This window comes from Bacillus pumilus (assembly GCF_900186955.1).
Lineage (GTDB): Bacteria > Bacillota > Bacilli > Bacillales > Bacillaceae > Bacillus > Bacillus pumilus.
In genome coordinates this window covers 3,244,450-3,257,361 of the sequence record NZ_LT906438.1, presented here as the reverse complement: position 1 = coordinate 3,257,361, position 12,912 = coordinate 3,244,450, and the positions used below count along the sequence as shown (strand labels likewise).

General features: G+C 43.1%; 14 protein-coding genes. 13 read left to right on the top strand and 1 reads right to left on the bottom strand.

Features of this window, described 5'->3' with window-relative positions:
• From CKW02_RS17095 to CKW02_RS17085, 3 genes are all read left to right on the top strand, one after another.
• Positions 1 to 519 (top strand): acyltransferase, encoded by a 519-nt coding sequence (locus tag CKW02_RS17095; RefSeq protein ID WP_003213425.1) that lies wholly within the window; start codon positions 1 to 3, stop codon positions 517 to 519.
• Positions 520 to 588: 69 nt separating this feature from the next.
• The gene (locus CKW02_RS17090) at positions 589 to 1,017 is read left to right on the top strand and encodes an Rrf2 family transcriptional regulator (protein WP_003213266.1); all 429 of its coding nucleotides are present in this window, start codon (positions 589 to 591) and stop codon (positions 1,015 to 1,017) included.
• Between the two features lie 86 nt (positions 1,018 to 1,103).
• Entirely contained in the window at positions 1,104 to 1,745 is a 642-nt protein-coding gene (locus CKW02_RS17085; protein WP_003213607.1) for an NAD(P)-dependent oxidoreductase, read from the top strand.
• Positions 1,746 to 1,960: 215 nt separating this feature from the next.
• Here CKW02_RS17085 and CKW02_RS17080 read toward each other — a convergent pair whose 3' ends face one another.
• A complete protein-coding gene (locus CKW02_RS17080; protein WP_003212710.1) occupies positions 1,961 to 2,755 on the bottom strand; it encodes a C39 family peptidase in 795 nt (264 codons plus the stop codon).
• A gap of 233 nt (positions 2,756 to 2,988) precedes the next feature.
• On the opposite strand from CKW02_RS17080, the gene CKW02_RS17075 reads away from it, so the two are divergent.
• The 10 genes from CKW02_RS17075 to CKW02_RS17030 all read left to right on the top strand — a co-directional run bounded on the left by CKW02_RS17075 (position 2,989) and on the right by CKW02_RS17030 (position 12,759).
• Positions 2,989 to 4,164, top strand: coding sequence for an ATP phosphoribosyltransferase regulatory subunit (locus CKW02_RS17075; RefSeq protein ID WP_003212893.1), 1,176 nt, complete (start codon positions 2,989 to 2,991; stop codon positions 4,162 to 4,164).
• Positions 4,157 to 4,798, top strand: coding sequence for an ATP phosphoribosyltransferase (gene hisG, locus CKW02_RS17070; RefSeq protein WP_003213329.1), 642 nt, complete (start codon positions 4,157 to 4,159; stop codon positions 4,796 to 4,798). Before CKW02_RS17075 ends, hisG begins: the two co-directional genes overlap by 8 nt.
• Positions 4,795 to 6,084 (top strand): histidinol dehydrogenase, encoded by a 1,290-nt coding sequence (gene hisD / locus CKW02_RS17065; protein ID WP_003213239.1) that lies wholly within the window; start codon positions 4,795 to 4,797, stop codon positions 6,082 to 6,084. Before hisG ends, hisD begins: the two co-directional genes overlap by 4 nt.
• Positions 6,081 to 6,665 (top strand): imidazoleglycerol-phosphate dehydratase HisB, encoded by a 585-nt coding sequence (gene hisB / locus CKW02_RS17060; RefSeq protein ID WP_003213246.1) that lies wholly within the window; start codon positions 6,081 to 6,083, stop codon positions 6,663 to 6,665. The genes hisD and hisB overlap by 4 nt, the downstream gene beginning before the upstream one ends.
• The gene (hisH, locus tag CKW02_RS17055) at positions 6,665 to 7,303 is read left to right on the top strand and encodes an imidazole glycerol phosphate synthase subunit HisH (RefSeq protein ID WP_003213571.1); all 639 of its coding nucleotides are present in this window, start codon (positions 6,665 to 6,667) and stop codon (positions 7,301 to 7,303) included. The genes hisB and hisH overlap by 1 nt, the downstream gene beginning before the upstream one ends.
• Positions 7,300 to 8,037: a 1-(5-phosphoribosyl)-5-[(5-phosphoribosylamino)methylideneamino]imidazole-4-carboxamide isomerase gene (gene hisA / locus CKW02_RS17050; RefSeq protein ID WP_003212965.1), complete on the top strand. Its 738-nt coding sequence runs from the start codon at positions 7,300 to 7,302 to the stop codon at positions 8,035 to 8,037. The genes hisH and hisA overlap by 4 nt, the downstream gene beginning before the upstream one ends.
• The gene (gene hisF, locus CKW02_RS17045; protein ID WP_003213021.1) at positions 8,034 to 8,792 is read left to right on the top strand and encodes an imidazole glycerol phosphate synthase subunit HisF; all 759 of its coding nucleotides are present in this window, start codon (positions 8,034 to 8,036) and stop codon (positions 8,790 to 8,792) included. Before hisA ends, hisF begins: the two co-directional genes overlap by 4 nt.
• On the top strand, positions 8,789 to 9,418 hold the full coding sequence (gene hisIE, locus CKW02_RS17040; RefSeq protein ID WP_003212812.1) for a bifunctional phosphoribosyl-AMP cyclohydrolase/phosphoribosyl-ATP diphosphatase HisIE: 630 nt from the start codon (positions 8,789 to 8,791) through the stop codon (positions 9,416 to 9,418). Before hisF ends, hisIE begins: the two co-directional genes overlap by 4 nt.
• A gap of 131 nt (positions 9,419 to 9,549) precedes the next feature.
• On the top strand, positions 9,550 to 11,007 hold the full coding sequence (locus tag CKW02_RS17035) for a tetratricopeptide repeat protein (RefSeq protein WP_003213004.1): 1,458 nt from the start codon (positions 9,550 to 9,552) through the stop codon (positions 11,005 to 11,007).
• A 363-nt stretch (positions 11,008 to 11,370) separates the two neighbouring features.
• Positions 11,371 to 12,759 (top strand): C40 family peptidase, encoded by a 1,389-nt coding sequence (locus CKW02_RS17030; RefSeq protein WP_003213684.1) that lies wholly within the window; start codon positions 11,371 to 11,373, stop codon positions 12,757 to 12,759.
• Positions 12,760 to 12,912 lie beyond the last annotated feature (153 nt).

Genomic DNA, 12,912 nt, shown 5'->3' with positions numbered 1-12,912 from the left:
TTGAGAAAAACAGATCGATATCCTGTAAAAGGGGTCAATTCGTTACGACAAGTCTATCGGACGGTCCCCTTTTTCAAAGTGGTGAAAAACTTTATTTTCATTCAAATCGCACGGTACACGCCTTTTATGGGAATGAAAAATTGGATATACCGAACCTTTCTTCGTATGAAGGTTGGCGAAGATACAGCGTTTGCCTTAATGGTCATGGTGGATCTCATGTTTCCTGAGAAAATCACGGTCGGTCGAAATTCGGTGATTGGCTATAACACAACCATTTTGACCCATGAGTATTTGATTAAAGAATACAGACTTGGGGAAGTCTATATTGGGGATGAAGTCTTAATTGGAGCCAATTCCACCATTTTACCTGGTGTGACTATTGGGGATGGGGCGATCGTGTCCGCTGGTACACTTGTTCATAAGGATGTTCCAGCAGGCTCATTTGTTGGAGGAAATCCAATGCGCATGATTTATACGAAAGAAGAAATGAATGCACGTCAATCTACGTCTGCTGAGTAGCTCGGCAGACTTTTTTGTTGACAATATGTTATGGTGTAACTATAATGATTACAACAGAGGTGAGAAAACATGAAAATCAGCAGCAGATTTACTGTCGCTGTCCATATTCTGGCCTTGCTATCACTTGAAAAAGGATCATTACAGACATCGGAGGATATCGCGGGAAGTGTAAATACAAACCCAGTGGTCATCCGCCGTATTATGAGTAAATTAAAAAAAGCAGGCCTAATCTCAACGAGTCTTGGCAAAGGCGGTTCTCAGCTGAACCGCAGTGAAGACGATATCACGCTGCTTGATGTGTATAAAGCGGTTGAGGTGGTGGATGAGGGAGAATTGTTTCAAATCCATGAAAGCCCAAATCCTGACTGTCCGATCGGTGCAAATATCCAGGCTGTGCTTGAGTTAATCTTGTGCCGCGCTCAAAGTGCGATGGAGCAAGTGCTTGCTGAGATCAAATTAAGTGAACTAACGCAGGTGTTAATCAAAAAAATTGGATGATCTATTCAATTTTTTTTACCTCTGTTGTAACTAAATCGGTTACACCTTTGTTTATTAAATAAAATCATTTTACAGGAGGAATTCATATGAAAATCGGCATTATTGGCGCTACAGGTAAAGCAGGACAGGAAATTGTAAAAGAGGCTCAATCAAGAGGACATGAGGTAACAGCCATCGTTCGAGATGCGAAAAAAGTGACAGATTCATCCGTAGCTGTTATTGAGAAGGATGTGTTTCATTTACAAGCAGAAGACATCAAAGGCTTTGATGTCATCGTCAATGCATTTGGCGCACCTGCTGGACAAGAGCACCTTCACGTAGAGGCAGGGAAAAAGCTGATTGATATTTTGAAAGAGGTACCCGGTACCCGTTTAATCGTTGTGGGTGGAGCGGGCAGTCTTTTTGTTGATGAAGCCAAAACAACAAGACTTGTTGACACACCGGAATTTCCAAAGGAGTATGTGCCTACTGCTTCACAGCAAGGTGAAAACTTAAAAGACCTTCAACAAACCGAAGGATTAAAATGGACTTTCCTCAGCCCTGCTGCATTCTTTGATCCAGCTGGCAAACGCACAGGTTCTTATGTGAAAGGGAAAGACCAACTGATTGTCAATTCTAAAGGTGACAGCTATGTGAGCTATGCCGACTACGCCATTGCGCTTGTCGATGAAATTGAGCAGGCTGCCCATGTTGGAGAACGTTTTACGGTTGTATCTGAAGCAGAATAAGCGATTCGTTGCCGCTAAAAACGATGAGTGAGGAGTTTAACGATCAAGAATTATCTCTCATTTTTATTAAAAAAGGTTGAATGCTTCAGTGTAGGCGGAGGAGTAATGACAGCTGAAAAGCTTGAGAACAGTCTGAAGGAAATACTATCATCATGAAAAACCCATCCTCTATTCGGATAGAGGATGGGTTTTCATGTTTTCAAAGAGAAATTGTTCTATGCTTTAATGATAATCGCCTGCCTGCCCATCTGTTCCCAAGAATCTTCAAACTGATCGCGATCGACTTTTTGATTCTTTTCTCCGTATGGGTTATTTAAGTAGACATGCTCCTTGTCATAGCCTGTGATGACCACGCTATGCATATTAAAGCTTACATCTATTTTGCCATTTGGTGTATTCCATGTTTCGATGTTATCTATTTTGTCAAAGGTGGATGTGGTAATCACCCAAACAGGATACCCTTTTTCAAGTGATTGATAGATGGCCTTTTTGACAGGTTTTCCGCTTAAGTCGACGACTTGAGCGCCCGCATATTTTTTCGCAAGCTGATAAATAGGTTCATGGTATACACCGAGACCTGGTCCATTCTCCATATCGCCTACAAACCCGTCATGTGGGTCTCCTTTTAAGCCATTTTCATAATTGAGTGGAACACGATTAATTTCATTTGCCAATGTGTCTTTCGTCACTTGCTCGTAGCCGCTGTAATGAAGAAGCATCGCTAAGCTTGTGACTTCGCATCCATTATAAAGCTTTGGGGCATCCATTTGATTGTAGAGGATGACGTCCATGGCTTTTTTGCTTCCTTTTAAGGAAGAATAGGTGGTATCTGTTTTTTTCGTTGATCGTGTTTCTTCAGCTGCGAGTGCCGTATCGTTTTCTTTTTCTTTGGCTGCTTCGTGTGGTGAAGCTGTCTTTTTGACTTGGTCGATTTGTGTCACGTATATAAAGCCGAAATAAACAAGGCATGCGCACAACAAAGTTAAGATTAATGTCTGGATGAACTTCACTGTAATCTCCTGTTTTATTCAATATTTTTATGTATTATAGCACGTTCTTTCACCCAACATGCAGAAAAGAGATAGGTGTCACTTGAATGTAATAATTCCACAAATTTTTCATGAAAATAGAGAGAAAATAAAAATGATTGATTTAATTACTTTATTTTGTTAGTATATTATCATATTAGCGAACTAAAGGATTCTGAATTTTTTGTTTTAATGTGTTGGAGGTGCAGAAGAACATGTTTATGTTTGAGAAACCATATGGTATGCGGGATTCATTACCAGGATTGTATGAGACGAAGAAAAAAGTGAGACATTCCTTAACAGAGGTCATGAACGGTTGGGGTTACCGGTTGATGGAGACACCAACGCTTGAATTTTACGATACAGTCGGTGTTCAATCGGCGATTACAGATACACAGCTCTTTAAGCTTTTAGATCAGAACGGGCAAACCCTTGTACTCAGACCTGATATGACGGGACCTATTGCGAGAGTGGCAGCATCAAAGCTTCATGAACAGGCGTATCCGCTTCGCGTTGGGTATGCGGCCAATGTGTTCCGGGCACAGGAAAGAGAAGGCGGAAGGCCATCAGAATTTGAGCAGGTCGGAATTGAGTTAATTGGAGACGGTTCGATTAGTGCAGATGCTGAAGTGATCGCGCTTGTCGTATTCGCATTAAAAAATGCTGGGCTCAAATCCTTCAAAATCGCGATTGGGCATGTCGCTTTAGCAGAGACGTTATTTGTAGATGTACTGGGAAATACAGAGCGTGCAAACGTTCTTCGCCGATTTTTATATGAAAAGAATTATGTAGGGTACCGTCAGCATGTGAAGCAATTGCCACTCTCCTCCATCGATAAAACGAGGCTGTTACAGCTTTTAGAGTTAAGAGGCGGCCAGGAAGTCACAGAGCGGGCAGAGGAAATCGTCGTTTCACAAGAAGGAAAAGAGGTGCTTACGCAGTTAAAGTCGCTTTGGGAGACACTTGAAGATTACGACTGTACAGAATATATCCGTCTAGATTTAAGCATGGTGAGTCATATGAGCTACTACACGGGTATTTTGTTTGAAGTATTTGCAGATCATGTTGGGTCAGTCATCGGAAGTGGCGGCAGATATGACCAATTGCTTGCTCATTTTGATGCACCTGCACCAGCTACAGGATTCGGACTTCGATTAGACCGTCTGCTTGAAGCGCTTGATGCAAAAGAAATCAATGAGCCGCAGGAGGCAGTGATTTTTAGTAAAGAACAACGGCTGGAGGCTTTTGCTTTTGCAGAAAAGGAGCGGTCAAAAGGGAAAAAGATCGTCTTGCAAGACTTAGCAGGGATTGAAAATATTGACGCGATGACCAAGGCATTTGAGCAGGTGACTTATTTTATCGGCGCTAGAAAGGGAGAACAAAATGGGTAAAGTATTGACGATGGCGATGCCAAAGGGCCGAATATTTGAAGAAGCCGCAGGGCTGTTAAGGCAGGCAGGATATCAACTGCCAGAGGAATTCGAGGATTCAAGAAAGTTAATCATCGATGTACCGGAAGAAAACCTCCGCTTTATTTTAGCGAAGCCAATGGATGTGACGACTTATGTAGAGCACGGTGTAGCAGATGTTGGCATTGCAGGAAAGGATGTCATGCTCGAAGAAGCTCGTGATGTGTACGAGGTGCTTGATTTAAACATCAGTAAATGCCATTTAGCGGTTGCCGGATTGCCGGGAGCTAGCTGGGGCGGTGTCGCACCGCGTGTGGCAACAAAGTACCCAAATGTTGCATCTTCCTATTTTAGAGAGCAAGGGGAGCAGGTGGAGATCATTAAGCTGAATGGTTCCATTGAATTAGCACCGCTCATCGGACTCGCCGATCGTATTGTAGACATTGTCTCTACAGGTCAAACACTCAAGGAAAACGGACTTGTTGAAACGGAGCATATTTGTGATATTACATCACGGTTTATTGTCAATCCTGTGAGCTATCGGATGAAGGATGCGGTGATCGATGAAATGGCGCAGCGCCTTGCAAGAATCATTGAAGGGGAGGAAACATCATGAACATCACCTATATACAAGAAGGTGAGACAGAGACACTCTCGCTCAAACGGACTTTAGATACAGGCACGGAAGAGCAGCGCCTGGCTGTTCAGCGGATTATACAAGAAGTGAGGCTAAATGGTGATCAAGCGGTACAGTCTTTTACAAAGCAATTTGATGGGGTGCTGCTTGAAGATCCGCTTGTCACAGATGAGGAAATGACAAAAGCCTCCGAACGTTTGGACCCAGCCATGATTCATGTGATCCAAACGGCTATCCGTCATATTCGCACATACCATGAGCGTCAGCTGACATCCTCTTGGTTTTATCACCAGCAGGATGGCTCGATGCTCGGACAAAAGGTGACACCACTTGAGGCAGTTGGTGTGTATGTCCCCGGCGGAACAGCTGCTTATCCATCATCTGTTTTGATGAATGTGATTCCCGCGCTTGTCGCTGGTGTTCAGCGAATTGTCCTTGTGACACCCCCAGGGAAAAACGGCTACCTCTCTGACGCTGTACTCGTTGCTGCGAAGGAGCTCGGCATTACAGAGATGTATAAAATGGGCGGTGCACAGGCGATTGCGGCACTTGCCTATGGAACAGAAAGCATCCAGCCTGTTGATAAAATCACAGGTCCAGGCAACATCTATGTCGCACTGGCAAAGCGGGAAGTATTTGGTCAGGTAGACATTGATATGATTGCCGGTCCTAGTGAAATTGCGGTTCTAGCAGATGACACGGCCATAGCATATGAGGTGGCGGCCGATCTACTTTCTCAGGCAGAGCATGATGCGCTAGCATCTAGTATTTTGGTGACCCCGTCTAAGACACTTGCTGAAAATGTGCGAGCTGAGGTGCAAGCGCAGCTGGACACCTTGCCAAGAAAATCAATCGCTGCACAATCCATACAACATCATGGCCGTATATACGTGACAGATTCCATGGAACGTGCAGTAGACGTCGTCAATCAGTTAGCGCCAGAGCATTTAGAGGTGCTGACAGCATATCCAGAATCATTTCTTGGTCAAATCAAGCATGCAGGGGCGATTTTTTTAGGGCGTTATAGCCCTGAGCCGGTGGGAGATTATTTTGCAGGACCGAATCACGTGCTGCCAACCAACGGAACAGCCAGATTTTCTAGCCCGCTTGGTGTGACCGATTTTCAAAAGAAAACAAGCATTATTTCATATAGTCAAGAAGCCTTTGAGACACACAGGGATAGCATTGCGGCTTTTGCTAGGTTAGAGGGGCTCGAAGCACATGCAAGGTCGATTGAATCGAGAAAGCGGGGGGAATCGTCATGAGACAGGCGGAAACAGCGAGACAAACAAATGAAACGAATATTTCGTTATCGTTAGAGATTGATGGGGAAGGAACAGCGGATATTCAAACAGATGTCCCTTTTATGACACACATGCTCGATCTATTTACGAAGCATGGACACTTTAATTTGACCGTCGATGCGAAAGGAGATACGGATGTTGATGATCACCACACAACGGAAGATATCGGCATCGTGCTTGGGCAAATGTTTAAGGAAGCGTTAGGTGATAAAAAGGGAATCAAGCGATATGGCTCCAGTTTTGTTCCAATGGATGAAACGCTTGCCCAGGTCGTGGTCGACTTAAGCAATCGTCCTCATTTAGAAATGAGAGCGGCCTTTCCAAGTCAAAAGGTCGGTACCTTTGATACAGAGCTCATACATGAGTTTCTTTGGAAGTTTGCGTTAGAAGCTCGTATAAATCTTCATGTAATTGTTCACTATGGAACCAATACACACCATATAATTGAAGCTATTTTTAAAGCAATGGCACGTGCTTTAGATGAAGCAACAACCATTGATCCACGTGTGAAAGGGATTCCTTCAACAAAGGGGATGCTCTAATGATCGGAGTCATTGATTACGGAATGGGAAATTTGTTCAGCGTATCAAAAGCACTGGAACGAGCAGGTGCCCGTTATATCGTCTCCTCTGATGTGGAGGAGCTCAAAAAGGCAGATGCTTATATTTTGCCTGGGGTCGGTTCGTTTCGTGATGCGATGCAGCTGTTAAAACAGACAGGGCTTGAGGCGTTTATCCACCAAGTAGTGCAGGAAGGAAAGCTGCTATTTGGCATTTGTCTTGGGATGCAGCTGTTATTTGAAGAAAGTGAAGAGGCAGGGCGTACGAAAGGTTTGGGGCTGCTAAAAGGGCGTGTCGTTCTTCTAAAGGATCGTGACCAGGGTGGGCAAAGGCTGAAGGTGCCTCATATGGGGTGGAATGAGCTCACATTTCATCAGCCCTCCCCATTGTTTGACGGGGTACCGGAAGGATTTGCGTACTTTGTTCACTCTTATTATGTGAGGGATATGAATCCAGAAGAGCAATTAGCAAGCGCAGACTATGGCGTTCAAGTACCAGCAGTTGTTGGCATGGGAAATGTGCTAGGCGCACAGTTTCACCCTGAAAAAAGCAGTACAACGGGCATGGCGCTGCTCAAACAATTTATTCAATTAGCAAACGAACAGAGGGTGAACAAATGAGTGACTTTACATTGTATCCAGCGATTGATATGAGAAATGGCAAATGTGTACGGCTCGTGCAAGGAGATTATGATCAAGAAACCATTTATGGAGATTCGCCGCTCGATATGGCGACGCGATTTGCAAATGAAGGAGCAAAGTGGATTCATCTCGTTGACCTAGATGGTGCCAAAGCGGGGAGTCGCGTCAATCATGAGCATGTGCTGGCGATTGCTTCATCCTTAGATGTAAATGTACAAATTGGTGGTGGCATTCGGACAGAAGAAGACGTTGCCTTTTATATAAACAATGGTGTAGCTAGAGTCATCCTTGGCAGCTCGGCTGTTTCTAACCCTGCCTTTGTGAAAAAAATGCTTGCGCAATATGGGGAGAAAATAGCGATTGGCATTGATGCGCGAAATGGATTCGTATCGACTGAGGGGTGGCTTGAAACGTCGAAAGTGAAGGCAGAGGATCTCGGCAAAGAATTGGCAAAGGAAGGCGCGGAGGTCTTTATTTTCACAGATATTCAAATGGACGGCATGCTGGCTGGGCCCAATGTGGAAAGTACAATTCGCTTAGCAGAAGCTACTGGCAAACAAGTTATTGCCTCAGGCGGTATCAGTTCGGTAGCCGATCTCCAAAAGCTGTCAGCACAAAAACAGTCAGGCGTTTCTGGTGCAATCATTGGAAAGGCACTTTATACGGAGCGGTTTACTTTAGCTGAAGCAATTGAAGGGCTTGACCGCGTATGATGACAAAACGAATCATCCCATGTCTCGATGTGAAGGAAGGTCGTGTGGTCAAAGGGGTGCAATTCCTCGGCTTAAAGGATGCCGGTGATCCGGTAGAATTAGCGCAGATGTATGATGAGGAAGGGGCGGATGAACTCGTCTTTCTTGATATTTCTGCCTCTCATGAAGGCCGGAAAACGATGGTGGATATGGTCAAGCAAGTGGCGTCCACTCTTGCCATCCCTTTTACGGTAGGCGGCGGAATTAACCACCTTGATGACATGAAGCGCATATTAAGAGCGGGTGCAGACAAAGTATCTGTGAACACAGCGGCAGTTTTAAGACCAGAACTGATTTCTGAAGGCGCCGATTTTTTTGGTTCTCAGTGCATCGTCGTTGCAATAGATGCAAAGTACGATGAAGAGAAAAAAGCGTACATGGTTTATACACACGGAGGGCGCCGTCAAACGGATATAGAGGTTAGCGATTGGGCAAAAGAAGCCGTGCTGAGGGGGGCAGGAGAGATCTTGCTGACAAGTATGGATGCCGACGGTGAGAAAAAGGGCTTTGATCATCGATTAACAAAGCTTGTGTCAGAAGCTGTCACCGTACCTGTCATTGCCTCGGGAGGTGCTGGCAATGCTCAGCATATGCTGGAGGCATTTACAAAAGGAGAAGCGGATGCAGCTTTAGCAGCTTCCATTTTTCATTATAAAGAGACTTCAATTCAAGAGGTAAAGACATACTTGAGAGAACACGGGGTGAAGGTCAGATGAAACAGGGAAACGAATTATCCTTTAATGAGGCAGGCCTGATACCTGCGATTGTACAGGATGCTCAAAGTAAGGAAGTATTGACATTGGCGTATATGAATCAAGAATCCTATGAAAAAACACTAGAGACAGGGGAAACATGGTTTTACAGCCGATCAAGAAACGAGCTTTGGCACAAAGGCGCCACATCTGGACATACTCAGCGAGTCACATCCATTCGATATGACTGTGACAAGGATGCTCTGCTTATTCTTGTCTCACCAAGTGGACCAGCGTGCCACACTGGCAGCTATAGCTGCTTTTCGGAAGAAGGCGTGAAGCGTCAAACGGAAGAGCAGGATCGTTTTGCAATTTTAAATGAACTTGAACAGGTGATTGCGAAACGTCAGGCAGAAATGCCAGAAGGCGCTTATACAACCTATCTATTTGAAAAAGGGGTCGATAAAATCCTGAAAAAGGTAGGGGAAGAAGCGTCAGAGGTCATCATTGCCGCGAAAAACCGGGATCAAGAAGAATTGAAATGGGAAACAGCCGATCTTCTGTATCACCTGCTTGTGTTATTACGTGAACAGCAATTGCCACTTGATGATGTATTAAAAGTATTAAAAAAACGTCATCAAGGCGAGTGAAAAGCCGGGGACACCTCCGGCTTTTTATTTCCTAAGTGAAAAACAAATCCTTCCTTTTCTTTTGTTCTATGTGACGACTCTTGAAGTATGTTATACTACACACGGTACACTGTTCGAAATGGAGGGTATCAGTGAGTAAATACACTTCTCAAAATAATCACACACAAGTCGTCCAGCTATTCCAAGATGGGCATTACTTTTTTCATAAAGGTCTAAAAGCTTATAGAGAAAGAAATCTATCTAAAGCGAGTAAGCTCATACAGCGGGCTATCGTACTTGAGCCTGAAAATGTAGAAATGCTGTCACAGCTTGCTATTATTTATACTGAAATGGGTCATTTCCAACAATCAAATGAACTGCTTGATTTCATCCTTGAACATATTGATGAAAATATGTTTGAGTGTCACTATTTTAAAGCCAATAATTATGCGAATCTAGGACTCTTTCAAGAGGCATATAAGTCAGCGACTGCCTATGCTTCATTAGAAGAGAACGGGGAATTTGCAGATGAAAATGATGACCTTCTCGACCTGCTCGATATGAGTGACGAAGAGAACGAAGATTTTCCTTACGATCAGGATGACCTGATTGTGAAGCAGGATCAAGCAAATCACTTACTGGAAAGCGGCAGGCTTGATGAAGCCATTGAGATGCTGGAACAGATGATTGTTGAGTATCCAGAATTTTGGTCAGCGTATAACAATCTCGCATTGGCCTATTTTTATTCTGGTCAAATCCATCAGGCAAAAGAGATGCTGAACCGGGTTCTACATGAAAATCCGGGTAATCTGCATGCCCTTTGCAACCAGCTAGTCTTCTATCATTATGAAAAAGAAGAAGAAAAGGTCAATACGTTAGCAAAGCAATTAACGCACGTGTATCCAATATTAAGTGAACAGCGTTATAAGCTTGGCGCAACATTTGCCCTAGTTGGAGAATTTGAATGGGCATTTAAATGGCTTTATTCTTTGTACAAAACAGGCTTTCAAGGAGATAGTACATTTTTATACTGGCTCGCAAGCGCAGCTTATTATACAGGTCACAAAACGCTTGCACAGACGGTTTGGGATAAGATGGTCGAAGAAGATATCGATGCAGATGAAATCAAGCCATGGCAGGATAAACCTGAGGAGACTGAGCCAATGGTCTCCATTGAGGAGCGGCTGACGGCGTACTATGTAAGCAAACAAAAAGGAGAACGTGACGTTCTTCAATCTGTCCTTGATGCACGCGCAGCGAAAACAGCTTTTGAACAGCAATTCATTGAACTGCTCTTATACGAAGATGAAATGGAAGAACGGTCTTTTTCAGAAGATGCGGTTTTCGCAAAACAGGCGGCATCCAGCTTGGAAGAAGCTGTTCAGCCTGACAGCCATATGCCTTATTTTTGGTTATTCCATATTATTCAGCAGGCACGTGCTTCTGGCGTAGATAAGAAAAATGCGCCTGCATGGGCAGCAGCATCCTATTATTTATGGATGCAGGAGCAAGAAGAATCTATGAGCAAAAAAGAGATTGCAGCCTCTTTTCAAATCAGTGTTCAAACACTGTCTAAATATGAACAAGTCATTTGTACATTAATTGATTAAATAGGTAAATAGATTTAGAAGATTGCAGCATGGCCGAAAAGGTCATGCTTTTTTCTTGGATAAAAAGGTGGGATTTGCAAGGATTTGGCGAAGTATGACAATCACGACATGTTTTTGAAACATAAATGTAATAAAAATATTAGCTCATTTTGTCGATGTCTCATGTATAATGAAAATCGTGGATTAAAACAAAGACATATATTTAGATATTTTACTATACATAATGAAACACCTAGTGATAGAAACAATCTGGTCAACATCTGACTGATCAATCAGGAAGAAAGACATAGATAGCACAGATTGGTCGCAGAGAATTTGCTGCTTTCTCATGTCGCTTGGAAATTGTCAAAGGAGGAACTATTCGTGAAAAAGTTTATTACTTTCGGTTTAGCTTCGGTCATCGGAGCGAGCAGTTTATTTATCCCATTTACTCATGAAGCAAACGCACAGAACTTTGAACAAAAGAAACAAGAGCTGGACAGCAAGCAATCTGAGGTCAACAAAAACCTTCAAAAGAAAAAAGATGAGCTTTCAAAGCTTGAAGCAAAACAAGAGGCACTTGCACTAAAGCTAAAAGAAATTGACGAGAAAGCTTTAAAAACAAGTGATCAAATCGAAGAAAAACAAAAAGAAAATGAACAAACGAAAAAAGAAATCAATGCACTGAAAAAAGACATTGCTGATACTGAAAAACGTATTGAAGATCGAAACAAATTCTTGAAAAAGCGTGTACGTGCGCTTCAAGAAAGCGGCGGTTCTACGAAATACATAGATGTATTACTAGGAGCGAAAAGCTTTAGCGATTTCATCAGCCGTGCAGGTGCAGTATCTACACTCATCAACGCAGACAGCGAAATCATTAAAGAGCAAGAAAAAGACAAAGCTGAGCTCCAAAAGTCTGAAAACGAATTAAACACAAAGCTTGAAGATGTTCAAAAGACACTTACAAAGCTTGAAACACTTCAAACAGACTTGAATAAACAGCTTGATGAAAAAGACAAGCTATTCAAGCAAGTGAAAGAGCAAAAAGGAAGTGCTTCTTCTCAAATTAGCGAGTTAAACAGTGAGGCTAACAGCATTGCATCTGAAAAAGACGCAACAATCACTGCTCAAAAACAAGCTGAAAAAGAAGCAAGAGAAGCAGCTCAAAAAGCAAAAGAAGAAAAAGTACAAAGACAACAGCAGCGTCAAGCTAGTGTTCAAGCAGAAGACAACAGCTCAACGAACGACAGCAGCTCGTCTTCAAATAACAGTAACAGTGGATCTTCAAACAACAACGATAATAACAACAGCAGTTCACCAAGCAAGAAGCCATCTACTGGCGGTGGATCACCTGTCAGCAGTAACGTAGGCGGAATCGAAGGTGCAATCAGCACAGGTTCTTCCATTGTTGGACAATCTCCATATAAATGGGCTGGTGGCAGATCACAAGCTGATATTGACGCACGTCGTTTTGACTGTTCTTCATTCGTTCGCTGGGCATTTGCATCAGCAGGCATCAACCTTGGACCAGTTGGCGGTACAACAACAGATACGCTTGTAGGTAAAGGAAGAGCTGTAAGTGCATCTGACATGAAACGCGGAGACCTTGTGTTCTTTGATACGTATAAAGTAAATGGACACGTTGGTATTTACTTAGGAAACGGTACATTCTTGAACGATAACAGCTCTCGCGGTGTTTCAGTTGACTCTATGAGCAATGTTTACTGGAAAAAAGCATTCAATGGCGTTGTAAGAAGAGTCGTTGAATAAATCATTACTTACTATATAACCGTAAACAGGCTTCCTTAAACAGCAGTTTAAGGAAGCTTTTTCTTTTTTTGAACATATGAGCAAATGATTCGCTTATTATCCGCAGATTTAATAGGATATGGGTAAGGAATAAAAATAAGAGTGGAATGGATG

What these genes read in the sequence shown, in the direction of transcription:
- hisG (WP_003213329.1), top strand. Translation starts at nt 4,157, where the DNA reads ATGGGTAAAGTATTGACGATGGCGATGCCAAAGGGCCGAATATTTGAA.
- hisB (WP_003213246.1), top strand. Translation starts at nt 6,081, where the DNA reads ATGAGACAGGCGGAAACAGCGAGACAAACAAATGAAACGAATATTTCG.
- CKW02_RS17085 (WP_003213607.1), top strand. Translation starts at nt 1,104, where the DNA reads ATGAAAATCGGCATTATTGGCGCTACAGGTAAAGCAGGACAGGAAATT.
- hisA (WP_003212965.1), top strand. Translation starts at nt 7,300, where the DNA reads ATGAGTGACTTTACATTGTATCCAGCGATTGATATGAGAAATGGCAAA.
- hisIE (WP_003212812.1), top strand. Translation starts at nt 8,789, where the DNA reads ATGAAACAGGGAAACGAATTATCCTTTAATGAGGCAGGCCTGATACCT.
- hisD (WP_003213239.1), top strand. Translation starts at nt 4,795, where the DNA reads ATGAACATCACCTATATACAAGAAGGTGAGACAGAGACACTCTCGCTC.
- CKW02_RS17075 (WP_003212893.1), top strand. Translation starts at nt 2,989, where the DNA reads ATGTTTATGTTTGAGAAACCATATGGTATGCGGGATTCATTACCAGGA.
- hisF (WP_003213021.1), top strand. Translation starts at nt 8,034, where the DNA reads ATGATGACAAAACGAATCATCCCATGTCTCGATGTGAAGGAAGGTCGT.
- CKW02_RS17090 (WP_003213266.1), top strand. Translation starts at nt 589, where the DNA reads ATGAAAATCAGCAGCAGATTTACTGTCGCTGTCCATATTCTGGCCTTG.
- hisH (WP_003213571.1), top strand. Translation starts at nt 6,665, where the DNA reads ATGATCGGAGTCATTGATTACGGAATGGGAAATTTGTTCAGCGTATCA.